The 15845-nt window shown below is 71.1% G+C and carries 12 protein-coding genes and 1 pseudogene; 2 read left to right on the forward strand and 11 right to left on the reverse strand.

From position 1 onward, the window contains the following. Positions 1–63: 63 nt before the first annotated feature. The 11 genes and pseudogenes from ABZ948_RS06025 to ABZ948_RS06075 form a co-directional block, all read right to left on the reverse strand. A complete protein-coding gene (locus ABZ948_RS06025) occupies positions 64–2436 on the reverse strand; it encodes a glycoside hydrolase family 65 protein (RefSeq protein WP_359757668.1) in 2373 nt (790 codons plus the stop codon). A 183-nt stretch (positions 2437–2619) separates the two neighbouring features. Further along, positions 2620–2706 (reverse strand): annotated as a pseudogene (locus ABZ948_RS06030) (universal stress protein); the annotation flags it as partial. Between the two features lie 35 nt (positions 2707–2741). Then, positions 2742–3623 (reverse strand): glutathione S-transferase C-terminal domain-containing protein, encoded by an 882-nt coding sequence (locus ABZ948_RS06035; RefSeq protein WP_359757670.1) that lies wholly within the window; start codon positions 3621–3623, stop codon positions 2742–2744. 351 nt (positions 3624–3974) lie between these two features. Next, positions 3975–5360 carry an NtaA/DmoA family FMN-dependent monooxygenase gene (locus ABZ948_RS06040; protein WP_359757672.1) on the reverse strand — a complete coding sequence of 462 codons (1386 nt, stop codon included), beginning with the start codon at positions 5358–5360 and terminating at the stop codon, positions 3975–3977. Positions 5361–5382: 22 nt separating this feature from the next. Continuing rightward, positions 5383–6594, reverse strand: coding sequence for an LLM class flavin-dependent oxidoreductase (locus ABZ948_RS06045; protein WP_359757674.1), 1212 nt, complete (start codon positions 6592–6594; stop codon positions 5383–5385). A gap of 73 nt (positions 6595–6667) precedes the next feature. After that, positions 6668–7654, reverse strand: a complete 987-nt coding sequence (locus ABZ948_RS06050; protein WP_359757676.1) for an ABC transporter substrate-binding protein — start codon at positions 7652–7654, stop codon at positions 6668–6670. A gap of 37 nt (positions 7655–7691) precedes the next feature. Beyond that, positions 7692–8498: an amino acid ABC transporter ATP-binding protein gene (locus ABZ948_RS06055; protein WP_359757678.1), complete on the reverse strand. Its 807-nt coding sequence runs from the start codon at positions 8496–8498 to the stop codon at positions 7692–7694. Then, positions 8495–9517, reverse strand: coding sequence for an amino acid ABC transporter permease (locus tag ABZ948_RS06060; protein WP_359757830.1), 1023 nt, complete (start codon positions 9515–9517; stop codon positions 8495–8497). The genes ABZ948_RS06055 and ABZ948_RS06060 overlap by 4 nt, the downstream gene beginning before the upstream one ends. 31 nt (positions 9518–9548) lie before the next feature. Continuing rightward, positions 9549–10505 (reverse strand): ABC transporter substrate-binding protein, encoded by a 957-nt coding sequence (locus tag ABZ948_RS06065; RefSeq protein ID WP_359757680.1) that lies wholly within the window; start codon positions 10503–10505, stop codon positions 9549–9551. After that, entirely contained in the window at positions 10502–11035 is a 534-nt protein-coding gene (locus tag ABZ948_RS06070; protein ID WP_359757682.1) for a GNAT family N-acetyltransferase, read from the reverse strand. Before ABZ948_RS06070 ends, ABZ948_RS06065 begins: the two co-directional genes overlap by 4 nt. Continuing rightward, a complete protein-coding gene (locus tag ABZ948_RS06075) occupies positions 11032–12159 on the reverse strand; it encodes an LLM class flavin-dependent oxidoreductase (RefSeq protein WP_359757684.1) in 1128 nt (375 codons plus the stop codon). The genes ABZ948_RS06070 and ABZ948_RS06075 overlap by 4 nt, the downstream gene beginning before the upstream one ends. Positions 12160–12756: 597 nt before the next feature. Here ABZ948_RS06075 and ABZ948_RS06080 point away from each other — a divergent pair. Continuing rightward, complete coding sequence (locus ABZ948_RS06080; protein WP_359757686.1) at positions 12757–13764, forward strand: amino acid ABC transporter permease; 1008 nt, start codon at positions 12757–12759, stop codon at positions 13762–13764. Continuing rightward, positions 13761–15737 carry an FAD/NAD(P)-binding protein gene (locus ABZ948_RS06085; protein WP_359757688.1) on the forward strand — a complete coding sequence of 659 codons (1977 nt, stop codon included), beginning with the start codon at positions 13761–13763 and terminating at the stop codon, positions 15735–15737. Before ABZ948_RS06080 ends, ABZ948_RS06085 begins: the two co-directional genes overlap by 4 nt. Positions 15738–15845: the final 108 nt, after the last annotated feature.

Genomic DNA, 15845 nt, shown 5'->3' on the forward strand with positions numbered 1-15845 from the left:
CGCCTGCCCGGGATCTGATCCGCGGCGCCTGCCTGGGATCTGATCCACGGCGTCTCGCGGGTGTCAGTCCGGAAGCAGCAGCCGGCTCGTCTCGCCGGGCTCGACGCCGACCGTCCGGTCGGGCAGCCGTACGTCGATCGGCGGGAGGTCGGACGGCGGCACGGTCACCTCCAGCAGACCGCTGCCCAGCCGCAGCCGCACACCCCAGTGGCCCTGGTACTGCAGCGAGAATCCGTACGACGACAGCTCCGGCAGCGGCACGGGGTCCAGCCACAGCGACCCCGCGCGGGTCTCCAGCCCGGTCAGACCCCGCTGGACCAGGTCGAGGGTGCCGGCCATGGCGCCCAGGTGGATGCCCTCCCCGGTGGTTCCGCCCTGCAGGTCGGCCACATCGCCTCTGAGGGCCTCCTGGCAGAACACCCACGCCTCGCTGCGGCGGGCCCGGGCCAGGATCCAGCCGTGGACGAGACCGCTGAGCGTGGAGCCGTGGCTGGTGCGGGCCATGTAGTGGTCGACCGTGCGCCGCCAGGTCCGCTCGTCCAGCCGGTGACCCAATCGGTGGAAGAGTCCCTGGAGTTCCCCGGGTGAGAAGAGATAACCGAGCATCAGCACGTCCGCCTGCTTGGACGCCTTGTAGCGGTTGACGGTGTCGCCCTCCGCCTCCAGGATCCGGTCGAGCCGGCGGATGTCGTCGTACCGCTTCCGGTAACCCTCCCAGTCGAGTTCCGCGAGGTCGCCGTAGCCGTCGAACTGGCTGATGACACCCTCGTGGAAGGGCACGTGCAGCGTGCGGGAGACGTCCTCCCACCGCTCCAGCTCGCCTTCCTCCAGAGCGGCCCGTTCCAGGAGTTCGCGCCGCCGCGGCTCGGGAAGGTGGTCGCGCAGCACCTCCAGGGTGCGGGCCAGGACCCACGCCGCCGTGACGTTGGTGTACGCGTTGTCGTCGAGGCCGGGGGCCTCGGCGTCGGGGTAGGCCTCGTGGTACTCGTCCGGGCCGACCACGCCCCGGATGCGGTGCCGCCCGAGGCTCTCGTCCCAGGTGGCCGAGTCGGCCCAGAAGCGCGCGATCTGCAGCAGCATCTCGGCGCCCTTGGTGTGCAGGAACTCCGCGTCACCGCTGGCCTCGCAGTACTGCCACACGTTGTACGCGATGGCCGATCCGACGTGGTGCTGCAGGTGGGAGTGGTCGGGCAGCCAGCGTCCCGAGCGGGGGTTGAGATGCAGGCGCTGGGTCTCCTCGCGTCCGTCGCTGCCGCTCTGCCACGGGTAGAGCGCACCGCGCCGGCCTAGGGCCCGCGCGGCGGCGCGGGCCCGGTCCAGGCGCCGGTGGCGGTAGTGCAGGAGGGCGCGGGAGACCTCGGGGAAGTGCAGGTTGAGGTAGGGCAGGACGAACAGTTCGTCCCAGAAGATGTGCCCTCGGTAGGCCTCTCCGTGCAGTCCTCGGGCCGGTACGCCCACGTCCAGGTCGGCGGTGTGCGGAGAGAGCGTCTGCAGCACGTGGAAGAGGTGCAGCCGCAGGATGGCACCCGGCTCCCCGGGGACGTCGATCTCGGCCCGCCGCCACAGCTGGCCCCAGACGGTCGCGTGCGACTCCAGCAGTCCCTCGAAGCCGGGGGCGGTGGTCACGCGGTCCACCGCGGTCTGCAGCGGGTCGCTGATCGCCGGGTCGCGTGACGTGTGCATGGCCACGGTCTTGTCGACGGTCACGGTACGGCCCGGCTCCAGGACCAGGGTCACGCGCTGGAGCGCCCGAGGAGGTTCGTGGAGGTCGGCGACCGGTGCGTCGGCGCTCAGCCGGGCGGCCATGCCGATGCGGATGTCCGAGGTACGGGTACGGCAGCGCAGCCAGACGGTGCCGGGGTGGATGGTGCCGGTGTGCACATGGGTCAGGTGGCGCCCTTCGAGGCTGCGGTAGCGGCGCACTCCGGCGTTGGTGACCCCGCCGTCGAGCGCCGCCTCGACGTCCAGTTCCGTCGTGGCGCCCTCCACGGTGAACTCGGTGCGCAGAGCGGCCAGGTGCGGATCGGCCATGTGCACGAGACGCTGCTGTCGCACCGACAGCACGCGTCCGCCGTCCAGGCCGTACCGGGTCACGCGCTCCAGCAACCCCGCGTCCAGGAGCAGTGTCTGGCGGTGGCTCAGTACGGGTGCGGTGTCGGGCGTGAGCCACGCGCCGTCCGGGGTCCGGAAACGGAGGGGCAGCCAGTTCGGCAGGTTGACCATGTCCTCGTTCTCGACCTGGCGGCCCGCGACGACGGAGGTGAGACGGTTGTAGCAGCCGGCCGCGTAGGTGCCCGGGTAGTGCACGTCGTCCGCCGTGCACTCGGGCAGGGCCCCGCGTGTGGCGAAGCGGCCGTTGCCCAGCGTGCACAGCGTCTCCCGCACACGCTCGTGCGCGGGATCGTATCCCTCGTACTCCCACGTCCAGGCCGTCATGCGGCTGCCCCCTTCGCGGCTTGGAGGGTCGGGTGTGCGGGTCGCTGCCGACCAGTGTCACCCCGGGCGGACAGCGCCCCGGCGCCCATGGCACGGGCACCGGCGTGTCGCGGGCACCGGGGCGTGCGACGCCACCGGGCCGGACGCGTGGTGCAGCGGGGTGTGGCTCACCCGGCCCAGTTACAGACCGAAGTGTCCGGACCGGCGCCGTGCGCCGACGACTACGAGGTCGGCGGCGGCCGAGCGATTCACCAGCACCTTGCGGGCCGGGTGTCCGCCCCTTTGTCGGTCGGCCTGTCGGCCGGTCAGCCGGGCTGCCGCGCCGGCACCGGTTCCCGTGCCTCCTGTCGCGCGTACACCGCCCAGTCCACGATCTGCACCGCCGCTCCGGCGGCTTCCCGGCCCAGGCAGTGGGCGTGGTGCCTGCGGGCGATTCCGTCCAGATCGAGGTGGGAGCCGAAGGCGGGGTGCGCCGCCAGCCGTCGTGCGTACGCCCACAGACGGGGACGGTCGGTGATCCGGTGCACCGCTGCGGCGTCCAGGTGGTGGCGGTGCACGGTGTCCAGCTGCACCAGCGTCACCCACAACTGCACGTCCGCGACGGTGAGTTCGTCGCCCAATACGTGCTCGTGGGAGGCGAGCCGCCACTCCAGCACATCCATCGCGCGCAGCAGGGTCGCCAGCGCGGTGTCGCGGGCCGCCGAGTCACCACCGCACCGGCCGGCGCGCTGGGCGGTTGCGGTGATGCCCTGGTCGCAGAGCCGGCCTACGGCCGCGATCGCCTCGTCGGCACCGCGCGGGTGGAGATCGGGACCGTGACCGGCGAACCGCCGGGCCAGGTCGCGCAGGATGTCGGAGGTGTGCGTGCTGACGATCCGCCCGGTCCAGTTGTCGCTGAGGACGGGCGCCACGGCCGGACCGCGGTACTGGTGCGAGCTGGCCTCGTACAGCGGACGCAACGCCCGGTGTCCGCCGCCGGGTGCGTCGGGCACGGCGGGCAGCAGCGTCACCGGGAGGGTGTCGTCGAGGCCGAGCAGGCTGTGGGTGACGGCGATCCGCAGACAGTGCGGACAGGCCGGCGAGAGGTGGAGCCGGTAGCGGTGCGGCGCGGCGTAGTAGCCGCTGCGGGCGTCACAGCCGATCCTGCTCCGGAAGGACGGCACGGTCGGCGGGGGCGTGGCGGACATGCGTCTCCCTGGGGTGCTCGGTCACAGGCATACGGACATACGGAGGCGACGGCACGCGGCGCCTTCGGCACGGCCGGGGCGGCGGTACTTACGCGGCAGGGTCAGGCGTGAACGGGGGCTGAGCCGCCGGCGTACGCGGGGAACTCGCCGCGCTGCACACGCGCACGAGGTCGATGTGACGGCGGGACGTCAGCAGGGGCAGCGGGCGGACGGCGACACGCAGAGCGTTGCCGCCGAGGTCCAGCGCAGCACGGCCCATAATTCCCTACCAGTTCACTAGGATTCCCTGGTGGAGTGTCGTGCCGCGTCCAAGCGGCGTCAAGAGGGCCGGTCACCCCGCACCGGGACGTCTCACCACGCGAGAGGGCCCCGGGCCCGCCGGTGAGGTCGAGAGCGAGGGAGGGCCAGGCCGAGGTGGTGGCGCAAGGTCGGGCCCTCGTACTCCGTGCGGAACACGCCCCGTTCCTGCAGGAGCGGGACGACCTTGTCGGCGAACTCGTCGAGGCCGGTCGGGGTGATGTGCGGGACGAGGATGAAGCCGTCACTTGCGTCGGCCTGCACGAACTCGTTGAGGGTGCGGGCGATCGTCTCCGCCGAACCGATGAAGTTCTGCCGGTTCCCTGTCTCAATGACCAGGTCGCGGATCGACCAGTTGTTCGCGGCGGCCAGCTCGCGCCACTCGCGGGCGGTGGCCAGCGGGTCGCGGTACATGCGGACCTGGGCGCGGCCCTTGGAGATGTGGTCGTCGCCGACGTCCGGGTCGATGTCGGGGAGCGGCCCGTCCGGGTCGTAGGAGGACAGGTCCCGGTTCCAGACGAACTCCAGGTGCTTGAGGGCGGTGGCGCCGCTGACCTGCCGGCGGCGCACCAGCTTGGCCAGCTCCTCCGCCTCGGCGTCGGTGTCGGCGAGGGTGTAGGTGGCGGCGGGCAGGATCAGCAGCTGGTCGTGGCGGCGACCGTACTTGGCGAGGCGCTTCTTCACGTCGGTGTAGAAGGCCTGGCCGGCTTCGAGGGTGGCGTGCCGGCTGAAGATCGCGTCTGCTTCAAAGGCGGCGAACTCGCGGCCCTCCTCGGAGTCGCCGGCCTGGAAGATCACCGGGCGGCCCTGCGGGGAGCGCGGCACGTTGAACCGCCCGTGGATGTCGAAGTGCTGCCCGGTGTGGACGAAGGCGCCGGCCTTGGCGTCCCGCAGGAAGGTTCCGGTCTCCTGGTCTGCGAGGATCTCGTCGCCGTGCCAGGAGTCGAAGAGTTCGTTCGCCGTGGCCAGGAACTCCCTGGCGCGCGAGTAGCGCTCCTCCTGCGGCAGGAAGCCGCCGCGGCGGAAGTTCTCGCCGGTGAAGGCGTCCCAGGAGGTGACGACGTTCCAGGCGGAGCGCCCGCCGGAGAGGTGGTCCAGGCTGGCGAACTGGCGAGCGACCTCGTAGGGCTCGTTGAAGGTGGAGTTGATGGTGCCGGCCAGGCCGAGACGCTCGGTGACGGCGGCGAGTGCGGCCAGGACGGTGAAGGTGTCGGGGCGGCCGACGACGTCCAAGTCGTAGATGGCTCCGCCCTGTTCACGGAGCCTGAGTCCCTCGGCGAGGAACAGGAAGTCGAACTTGGCGCGTTCGGCGGTCTGCGCGAAGTGGACGAAGGAGCTGAACTGGATGTGGCTGCCGGCGCCCGGGTCGCTCCACACGGTGGTGTTGTTGACGCCGGGGAAGTGGGCAGCCAGGTGGATCTGCTTCAACGGCTTGCTCATGGTCGTGGTCGTCCCCTCCGGCTCAGGCGGTGGCAGCTTCGGCAAAGCGGTTGGCGGGGCGGGCCAGGCCCAGCAGTCCCCGCAGGGTGTCGGCCTCGTAGGCGCTGCGGAAGACGCCCCGGCGCTGCAGTTCGGGGACCAGCCCCCGGGTGATCGCCGGCAGGTCGTGGCCGGCGACGGCGGGGCGCAGCCGGAAGCCGGTCAGCCCGGCGCTGTGCAACTCCTCCAGAAGATCGGCGAGTTGGTCAGGCGTACCGGCGAAGATCGGGGCGTCGCTGGTGTACGGCTCCCCCGCGAGGGCGTCGAGGCGCGCGCGCCGGTCCTCCGCGGCAGCCTGGTCGTCGTCCAAGAGGACCACCACGTCACCGAAGACGTGCAGGGGTTCGCCCGCTCGCCCGGCCGTCTCCTGCTCGGCGCGGATCTCGGCGACGATCGCGCGGGCCTGTTCGGCGTCGTACGGGGTGACGTAGCCGATGTCGGCCTGGCGAGCCACGAGCCGGTACGGAACGGTCTGGTGGGCGAGGGCGGTGACCGGCGGCTGGCCCTGCGGCGGGCGCGGGGTGATGGAGGGGCCCCTGACGCTGAAGAACCGGCCCTCGAAGTCGATGTGGTGCAGCTTGTCCCGGTCGATGAAGCGGCCGGTGGCGGCGTCCCGGATCTCGGCGTCGTCCTCCCAGCTGTCCCACAGGCGGCGCACGACCTCCACGTAGTCGGCGGCCTCGTCGAAGAGGTCGGCCACCAGTCCCCGGGTGTCCGGGTGGTCGTAGGCCTCGATGCGCGGGATGGTGCGGCGGCCGAAGTGCGCGGCCTCGTTCGGGCGGGCAGTGATCTGCACACGCAGGCCGGCGCGGCCCCTGCTGACGTAGTCGAGGGTGGCGACGGCCTTGGAGATGTGGAACGGCTCCGTGTGGGTGGCGACCACCGTCGGCACCAGACCTATGTGGCGGGTCAACGGTGCGACGCGGGAGGCGACCAGGACGGCGTCGAGGCGGCCGCGGACCTGGTCGGTGCGCTCGTCCGGGTCCAGGAAGTGGGCGGACTGCGGGCCGAGGCCGTCCTCGATGGTCACGAAGTCGAGCAGACCGCGCTCGGCCTCGGTGATCTGATCGGCCCAGTATCCGGCAGTGAACAGGTCGCGGGGGCGGGCCACCGGCTCGCGCCAGGAGGCGGAATGCCAGCCGGTGCCGTCCAGTGCGACGGCAAGGTGCAGGGAGGGAGGAGTTGTCGAGGACACGAGTGGGTGCCTTCCTGTCCTGTACGGAGGCAGGGGTGCGCAGACGTCGTACGGCCTGCGCACCCCGGGTCGGCTACTTGTCGGTCTTGGGCAGGCCTGGCGGGTTGATCTGGGACTTGGTCACGGCCTCGTCGGACAGGCCCCAGCGCTCGAGTACCTTCGCGTAGGTGCCGTTGTCGATGACGTGGTTGAGGGCGTCGGCGAGCGGCTTGACCAGGCCGCTGTCCTTCTTGGTGGTGGCCGCGATGAGCCCCTGGAGGGTGGAGCCGGCACCGGAGTAGGTGCCGACCACCTCTGTCTTTCCGGTGGTGGCCGCGTGGTAGGCAGCGGTCGGGTTGGGACCGAGGTAGAGGTCGATGCGGCCGGACTGGAGGGCGAGGTAGGTGTCGCTGTCGTTCTGGTAGTACTTGAAGTTCACCGGCTTGCGGCCGGCCTTCTCGTTCTCCTTGCTCCACTCGATGAGCAGCTTCTCCTGGTTGGTGCCACTCCCGACGGCGACCGTCCTGCCCGCCACGTCCTCGGGCCCGGTGATCTTCAGACCGCTGCCCTTCCTCGCCTCGAAGCCCAGGTTGTCCTCGCGGTACGGGGCGAAGTCGTACTTCTCCTTGCGCTCCTCGGTGACGGTGATGTTGCTGAAGCCGACGTCGTACTTGGCGCTGTCCAGGCCGACGAAGATGTTCTCCCAGGACACCGTGTTGATGTGCGGCTTGAGGCCGAGCACATCGGCGACCAGGGAGGCGATGTCGGGCTCGACGCCGATGACGGTCTTGTTGTCGGTGGCGAAGAAGGTCAGCGGCGCGGCGGAGCCGGAGGAGTCGACGATCTCCAGGGTGCCTCTCTTGCGTATCTTCTCCGGGACCTCGGCGGCTATGGAGTCGACCTTGCCGGTGGTGATGCGGTTCTGGCCGGGACTGATATTGATCTCCGTCTTGCCGCCCGACGTGGCCGCGACCTCGGTCGTGCCGCCGTCGTCGGGGTTGCTGCACGCGGCGAGGACGAGGGCGGTGGCGAGTCCGAGCGCGGCTGCGGCGGTGCGGCGGCGGGTGATCGAGGTGGACATGGTCGTGCTCCTTGCTGCGGAAAGGGGTGAGGGGCGGTCAGAGGACCTTGGAGAGGAAGGCGCGGGTGCGCTCGTGCTGCGGGTTGTCGAGGACGGCCGCGGGCGGGCCCTGCTCGACGACGACTCCGCCGTCCATGAACACCACGGTTTCGGCGACCTCGCGGGCGAAGCCGATCTCGTGCGTCACGACGATCATGGTGGTGCCGGTGCGGGCCAGGTCCTTGATGACGTCGAGGACCTCGCCGACCAGTTCGGGGTCGAGCGCCGAGGTGGGCTCGTCGAAGAGCAGCACCTTCGGTTCGAGGGCGAGCGCGCGGGCGATGGCCACGCGCTGCTGCTGGCCGCCGGAGAGCTGCCGCGGGTAGGTGTCGGCCTTGTCGGCGAGGCCGACCCGGTCGAGGAGCCGGCGGGCTGTCTCCTCCGCCTGCTTGCGTGGGCGGCGCAGGGCGGAGACGGGGGCCTCGACGAGGTTCTCCAGCACGGTCAGATGGGGGAAGAGGTTGAAGTTCTGGAAGACGAACCCGATGTGGGTGCGCTGCTTCAGGACGTCCTTCTCCTTCAGTTCATGCAGCTTGCTTCCGGAGCGGCGGTAGCCGATGAGTTCGCCGTCGATGCTGATCCAGCCGCGGTTGACCTTCTCCAGGTGGTTGATGGTGCGCAGCAGTGTGGACTTGCCGGAGCCGGACGGGCCGAGGATCACGGTGACCTCGCCGGCACGGACCTGGAGGTCGACGCCGCGCAGTACCTCCAGCGGGCCGAAGCTCTTGTGGACGCCGTGGACGTCCACCATCACGTCGTCGGCCGTCGGCGTCGCGTCCTCGACGGCCACCGTCACGTCGCTCATCGGCTGTCTCCCAAGGGCTTCGGTGGTATGACGGGCTGGTTGCGCTGGGCGGCGGCCGCGCGCAGGGTGCGGACGAAGCGCCGGGCGCGCTGGAGCGGGGTGGGCGGCGGGGTGCGGTTGGCGCCCCGGGCGTAGCGGCGCTCCACGTAGTACTGCGCGATGGACAGCAGGGAGGTCAGCACCACGTACCAGGCGGTGGCGACCAACAGCAGCGGGATCACCCGGCCGTTGCGGCCGTAGATCACCTGCACCTGGTAGAACAGCTCGCCGATGGACATCACGTAGACCACCGAGGTGCCCTTGAGCAGGCCGATGATCTCGTTCCCGGCGGTGGGCAGGATGGCGCGCATGGCCTGCGGGAGCACGATGCGGCGGATCTGCCGCAGCCGGGGGATGCCCAGCGCGGCGGCCGCTTCCAGCTGCCCGTGGTCGACGGCGATGACACCACCGCGCACGATCTCGGCGGCATAGGCGGCCTGGTGCAGCGTCAGCCCGATGACGGCGGCGCCCATGGTGCCGATGATGCTGTTGCTGTCGACGGACCAGAACACCGGGCCGAAGGGGATGCCGAAGCCCAACTCCTCGTAGAGGGCGCTCAGGTTGAACCAGAACACCAGCTGGACGATCATCGGGATGGACCGGAAGATCCAGATGTAGGTCCAGGCGACGGTCTGCAGCACCGGACTGCGCGACAGCCGCATGAAGGCCAGCACGGTGCCGAGGAGGAAGCCGAGCACGGTGGCGTACGCGGTGAGCTGGAGGGTCACCCACACCGCCTGCACGATCGTCTCGGACAGCACGTAGTCGCTGAAGACACCCCATTCCCAGACCGGGTTGGTGGCCAGGCCGTGCGCGAACTGGGCGACCAGCACGATCACGGCGACGGCCGCCACCCAGCGGGCGGGGTGGCGGGCGGGGACGACCTTGAGGGAGGCCGGATCGTCCGGGGCGGGCGGAGCCCCAGGGCCGGTGCCCGGGGTGGCCGCGCCGGGCGGCGCGGTGTCGGTGGTGGATGGCAGCGTGGGCATCGTGAACGTTCCTGCTCGACTCTCAGGTGTGCTCGGGCGGGTTGATCCGCGACGTGTCGATCGCGGAGGCGGAGGTGCCCCACTTCTTGAGGATCCGGGCGTAGGTGCCGTCCTTGATCAGCTCGTTGACGGCGGCCTGGAAGGCCTGGGTGAGTGGGGAGCCCTTCGTGAAGGCGAAGCCGACGTCGAGGCGGTGGAACTCGCCGAGGAACGTCGTCTGGGAGGCGGGCTGGGCCGCCTGGTAGCGCAGGCCGTTGATGGTCGACATGATCACGTCGATCCGGCCCTGCTGGAGTGCGGTGAGGGTCGCCGCGTTCTCCGAGTAGACCTTCACGTCGTACGGCTTCTTGCCCGCCTTCGCGCACACGCCCTTCCGCGCGGTGAGGGTGGCCTCGAAGGTGGTGCCGGCGCCGGTGCCGATGGTCAGCCCGCACAGCCGGGTGAGGTCGGTGACCTTCTTCTTGAGCTCGGTGTTGCCCTTCTTCACCGCGAAGCCCTGGCCGTCGTTGATGTAGGTGACGAAGTCGATGGTCTTCAAGCGTTCGGTGGTGACGCCGAAGTTGCCGGTGGCGAAGTCGTACTTGCCGCTGCCGAGGGCGGGCAGGATCGTCTCGAAGGAGGCGTCCTGCCGCTCCAGCTTCACGCCGAGGACCTTGGCCGCCGCGTCGGCGAGGTCGATGTCCTGACCGGCGGGCGGCTTGTCCTGCCCGTTCGGGTAGTACGCCCCGGGCGGGAATCCGACCGAGCTGCCGACCCGCAGTGCGCCCGCCTTGCGTACGGCGGCGGGCAGCAGGGCGGCGACGGAGTCCACCTTGTGTACGGCGGCGACCGGGTCGTCGGTCGGTACGGGAGCCGCCTGGGCGCCCGCCGGTGTGGTGCCGGAGGTGTCGCCGGAGCCACAGGCGGTCAGCGCCAGTACGGGCAGCGAAGCGATGACCGCGGCGAGGCGCAGGCGGGTTCTGCTCGGGCGAAGGTTCACAGGTCGGCCGCCTTTCCCGTGCGTGCTGTGCGTGCTGTACGTGCTTCGGCCGGCAGATGCTTCTCGAAAGGCAGCGGGCCGATGGTTTCCGGGTCGGCCTCGGTGTCGAACAGCGGTGTGTAGCCGGTGGCCAGGTACAGGCCGCGGGCCTCGGGCTGGCGTGGCCCGGTGGTCAGGTGGATCCGCCGGTAGCCCCGTGCCACCGCCTCGCGCTCCAGCTCGGCGATGACGTGCCGGGCCAGGCCACGCCGCCGGTGGGCGGAGTGGGTCCAGATCCGCTTCAGCTCGGCGGTGGTCGCGTCGTACCGGCGGAAGGCGCCGCCCGCGACGGGCTCGCCGCGCTCCAGCAACAGGAGAAGCAGGCCGCCGTACGGTTCGGTGAACTCCTCGTCGGGGTAGCGGGAGATCTCGGCGTGGGCGTCCTTGCCGTAGCGCGTGGAGTACTCGTGGCCGAGTTCGCGCAGCAGCGGTTCGACGCGCGGGTCGGAGACGGGGACGTGAATGAACGTCAGCTCCGGTGCGGAGGTCACCCGTTCACCGCCGTGAGGCTCTGCGTCCCGCGGGCCGCCCGCTCGGCGTCGCGCTTGGCGACCTCCTCGCGGACGATCGGGATGACGTACCGGCCGAAGTCGATGGCGTCGCCCAGCAGGTCGTAGCCACGGGCGGAGAGGATGTCGACGCCGAGGTCGTAGTAGTCGAGCAGGGCCCGGGCGACCGTCTCCGGGGTGCCAACCAGGGCGTTGGAGTTGCCCGCACCGCCGGTCGCGGCGGCCGTCGGGGTCCACAGGGCGCGGTCGTAGCGCTCCCCCTCCTCGGCGATGGCGATCAGCCGTTGCGAGCCGGTGTTCTGCGGGGCGTCGGTACGGTGACGCCGCTTGAGCCCTGCCGCGCCCTGCTCCCTGATGGCGCCGACCGTGCGGTGGGCCTTCTCCCAGGCCAGCTCCTCGGTCGGGGCGATGATCGGGCGGAACGCGACCTGGATGCGGGGCACGTCGGTGCGGCCCGCCGCCTTCGCGGCGGCCTTCACGTTCTCGATCTGCTCGGCGGTCCTCGCCAGGGGCTCGCCCCACAGGCAGTAGATGTCGGCCTCGGCGCCCCCGGCGGCGTACGCGGCGGGGGACGAGCCGCCGAACGAGACGTTCGGGCGGGGCTGTTGGACGGGGAAGACGTCGCTGACGAAGTCGTGGAAGCGGTAGTGCTCGCCCTCGTGGTCGAAGGGCTCTTGGGTGGTCCAGATCTTCTTGACGATCCGGATGTACTCGCGGGTGCGGGCGTAGCGTTCGTCCTTGGTGAGGGTGTCGCCCTCCCGGCCCTGTTCGTGGTCGTTGCCGCCGGTGATGAAGTGCACCGTCAGCCGGCCCTCGCTGATCCGGTCCAGGGTGGCGAAGGTCTTCGCGGCGAAGGTCGGGTACGAGACGTTGGGCCGGTGGGCGAGCAGGATCTGGAGGTGCTCCAGCCTGCTCGCGATGTACGCGGCGGCCGGCGCCGGGTCCGGCGAGCCGGAGCCGTAGGCGAACAGCACCCGGTCCCAGCCGTGGTCCTCGTGCGCCCGGGCGAGCCTGAGCGTGTACTCCTTGTCGAACGCGGCGCCGGAGCGCGGCGTGGTCTCGGAGCCGTCATGGGTGGCGGCGATGCCGAGGAACTCCACAGGCATGGGAAGGGCCTTTCAGGGATCGCGGCGGCACGCGGGCATGGCGCAATCGCCTTGCGTGCAGGCATGAGTGAACAGAACGTCAGACAGACGGGTCAGTGCAGTCGTGACGACGTCGGGCGTCGGGAGAAGCAGAGCTGCGGCAGCGCGCACAAGGAGAGAACTCGGCCCGCGACGGGGTCACCGAGGGAGGGAAGGGCCGGTCAGACGGCCCGCTGCCGAGTCAGGCGCAACACGCCGCGGACCACACCCGACCGAAGTCGATGTGATCGCGCGAGACCAAGCGCTGCTGGGCATTCATGCGACCAATTGAGCAGTACATCGTGGCGCTCGTCAAGCAGCGCCCGGATGCCGGACCGCCCGGACAGGCGCTGCCCAGGGCGCTGTTGACACATCGAAGGCCTGGGCACATACGATTGACAGCGGATCGGCTCCGCGATGCGCGGCAGCCTCTCCGGCCGCGTTGAGGGACGCGGCGCATGTGACGACGCCGGACCCCGGCCGCACCCCACGCACCCAGCGCCTTTGCCGTTGCGCTCCAAGCGTGTGTCACCGGGTGGTCACTTACGCCTGCGATCCCCTCCCCCGGAGAGCCTCTCGATGGTCACGCCTTCCGAAGTCACGCCGGCCCCTGCGACGAAACCCCCGAAACGGGCGAGCGCCCCTGGCCCCACCGTGCCGCGGATCGTGCCGCGCCGGCACGTCGGCCGGTGGCTGACCGCTGTGGTCGCGCTGCTGCTGTTCGCGATGGTGCTCAACTCCGTCGTCCGCAACGACGCCTTCCAATGGAGCGTGGTGGGCCGGTACTTCACCACCGCCGCCGTGCTCGACGGACTGCTGCTGTCCCTGTGGCTGACGGCAGTGGTGATGGTGCTCGGCTTCCTGCTCGGCACCGTGCTCGCGGTGATGCGGCTCTCCGCCAACCCTGTGCTGCGCACGCTGAGTTGGGGCTATGTGTGGATCTTCCGGTCCACGCCACTTCTGGTCCAGCTGCTGTTCTGGTTCAACATCGGCGCCCTGTATCCGACGCTCGGCCTCGGCATCCCGTTCGGCCCGCAGTTCCTCACCGTCAAGACGGTCGACCTCCTCGGCCCCACCCTGACCGCCGTCATCGGTCTGACCCTGCACGAGACCGCGTACGCCGCCGAGGTGGTGCGCGGCGGCCTCCTCTCCGTGGACTCCGGGCAGACGGAGGCCGCCCAGGCACTGGGGCTGAGCAGACGCCGCACCCTGCGCCGGATCGTCGTCCCCCAGGCGATGCGCTCGATCGTGCCCACGGCCGGGAACATGCTGATCGGCACGCTCAAGGGCACCAGCATCGTCAGCGTGCTGGCCGTGCGCGACCTGCTGTACTCGGTGCAGCTGATCTACAACCAGACCTACCAGGTGATCCCGCTGCTGATGGTCGCCACCCTGTGGTACATCGCGGTCACCACGGTGCTGAGCGCCGGCCAGTTCTACGTCGAACGGTACTACGCCCGCGGCGACTCCCGCGCCCTGCCGCCCACTCCACTGCAACGGCTGCGCGGCCACCTGACCGCCGTACGCCACCGGCTGAGCGCGGCCACGGCCGCCGACGCCCGCCCGGCGATCGGCGGTGACCGGTGAGCGGCACCCCTTCGCCGGCCGTCCTGGTCGTCGTCGGCGCGGGGCCACGCGCCACGGGCCTGCTGGAGCGCATCGCCGCCAACGCGCCCGAACTGTGGGACGACGTACGGGAGTTGCGTATCCACCTGGTGGACCCGCATCCGCCCGGCCCGGGACGTATCTGGCGCCACGAGCAGTCCGCGCTGCTGCGGATGAACTCCATGGCCGAGGACGTCACCATGTTCACCGACGAGTCCTGCACGATCGACGGCCCGGTACAGCCGGGCCCCTCGCTGGCCGAGTGGGCGGCCCAGTTCTCCGGCCGGGGCCCCCGCCACACCCCGTACGCCGAACCCGCCGACCCCGAGGTGCTCGCCGAACTGCGCACGCTCGACGGGGCCGACTTCCCCACCCGCCGCGCCCAGAGCGCCTACCTCGACTGGGTGTTCCGCAGGGCGCTGGCCCAGCTGCCGCCCACCGTCACGGTCGAGTGGCACCCCACCACCGCCACCGCCGTCACCGGCCCCCCGGACGGCCCGCAGCACGTGCACCTCGCCGACCGGACCACGCCGCTCACCGCCGACCTGGTGATCCTCGCGCAGGGACACCTCGGCTCCACGCCCGCCGCCGAGCACCGCGAGCACGCCGCCTTCGCCCGCCGCCACGGCCGCTTCCACCTCCCGCCCGACTTCTCCGCCGACGCCGACCTGTCCGCACTGCGACCCGGCGAACACGTCATCCTGCGCGGCTTCGGGCTGGCCTTCATCGACCTGACGACCCTGCTCACCGAAGGCCGCGGCGGCAGCTACCGCACCGAGCCCGACGGCACCCTCACCTACCTCCCGTCCGGCCGCGAGCCCGTCCTGCACGTCGGATCGCGGCGCGGAGTGCCGTACCGCTCCAAGACCCGCTACCGCCTCCAGGGCCCCCGGCCTCCGCTGCCGCGCCACTTCGGCCCCGAGGCGGTCGACGGGCTGCTCGCCGAGGGCCGTCCGCTGGAGCTGCGGCGTGACGTGTGGCCGCTGATGGCCAAGGAGATCGGCTTCGGTCACTACCACGAGTTGTTCCACGCCCACCCGGAGCGCACCGCCCTCCCCTGGCCGGACTTCGTCGCCGCCTACGACCGCCTGGGCTGGTACGACGACGAGATGGCAGCCCTGGTTGCCACGGCCGTACCCGACCCGGCGGACAGGCTCGACTTCGAAGCCCTGGACCACCCGCTGGACGGCCTCACCTTCCCCACCCCGGACGCCTTCCAGGACCACCTGCGCGACCACATCGCTCAGGACGTCACCCGCCGCGAGGATCCGGAGTTCAGCGCCGACCTCGGCGCGTTCCTCGCCCTGCTGTCCGTCTACGGCCGGCTGCCCCGTCTCGTCGCCTCCGGTCGCCTGACCGCCCGCTCGGTCGCCGACGACCTCGACGGCTGGTGGCACGGCTTCTTCAGCTTCCTCGCCTCCGGTCCGCCCGGCTTCCGCCTGCGTCAACTCCTCGCACTGTCCCAGGCCGGCATCGTCCGCTTCCTGGGGGCGGGTGTCCGCATCGCCACCGACGAGACGAGCGGCACCTTCACCGCCACCAGCCCCACCGTCTCCGGCCACACCACCCACGCCACGGCCCTGATCGAGGCGTACCTGCCGGGCCCCTCCCTGGCCCACACCGAGGACCCACTCCTGCGGGGCCTGCATCGGGAAGGCGCCCTCGCCGAGGAGGTCATCGCCGACCCCACGCACACCCACCGCTCCGGCCTGCTCGCCGCTTCCCCCACGGACGGCCACGTCATCGACCCGACTCTCGGCGGCCCGCACCCCCGCCGCATCGCCCTCGGCGCCCCCACCAACAGCCGGGCCGTCGCCGCCTTCGCCCGCCCCCGCACCGACGCGCCGGCCTTCCGCCAGAACGACGCGGTCGCCCGCGCGCTCCTGCGTGCCCTGAACGCCACCGAGGCCGAGACGGCTGCGTCTCCGGTGGACGGCCGACCTCTCAGAGCGTGAGACCTTGCGGTAGTGCCGCCGACCACGAGCCGCCGGCCGAAGGTGCCGGTACCGCCGCCGGCCCACTGAAAAGCCTCGTCCCAGCGGTGTGTGACCAGGATCGGTAGT

It is taken from the genome of Streptomyces olindensis (assembly GCF_040645895.1).
Classification (GTDB): domain Bacteria; phylum Actinomycetota; class Actinomycetes; order Streptomycetales; family Streptomycetaceae; genus Streptomyces; species Streptomyces olindensis.

Excerpts from the sequence above, each read along its gene's own strand:
- ABZ948_RS06025 (WP_359757668.1), bottom strand. The coding sequence starts at position 2,436 with ATGACGGCCTGGACGTGGGAGTACGAGGGATACGATCCCGCGCACGAG.
- ABZ948_RS06035 (WP_359757670.1), bottom strand. The coding sequence starts at position 3,623 with ATGTCCGCCACGCCCCCGCCGACCGTGCCGTCCTTCCGGAGCAGGATC.
- ABZ948_RS06040 (WP_359757672.1), bottom strand. The coding sequence starts at position 5,360 with ATGAGCAAGCCGTTGAAGCAGATCCACCTGGCTGCCCACTTCCCCGGC.
- ABZ948_RS06050 (WP_359757676.1), bottom strand. The coding sequence starts at position 7,654 with ATGTCCACCTCGATCACCCGCCGCCGCACCGCCGCAGCCGCGCTCGGA.
- ABZ948_RS06055 (WP_359757678.1), bottom strand. The coding sequence starts at position 8,498 with ATGAGCGACGTGACGGTGGCCGTCGAGGACGCGACGCCGACGGCCGAC.
- ABZ948_RS06075 (WP_359757684.1), bottom strand. The coding sequence starts at position 12,159 with ATGCCTGTGGAGTTCCTCGGCATCGCCGCCACCCATGACGGCTCCGAG.
- ABZ948_RS06080 (WP_359757686.1), top strand. The coding sequence starts at position 12,757 with ATGGTCACGCCTTCCGAAGTCACGCCGGCCCCTGCGACGAAACCCCCG.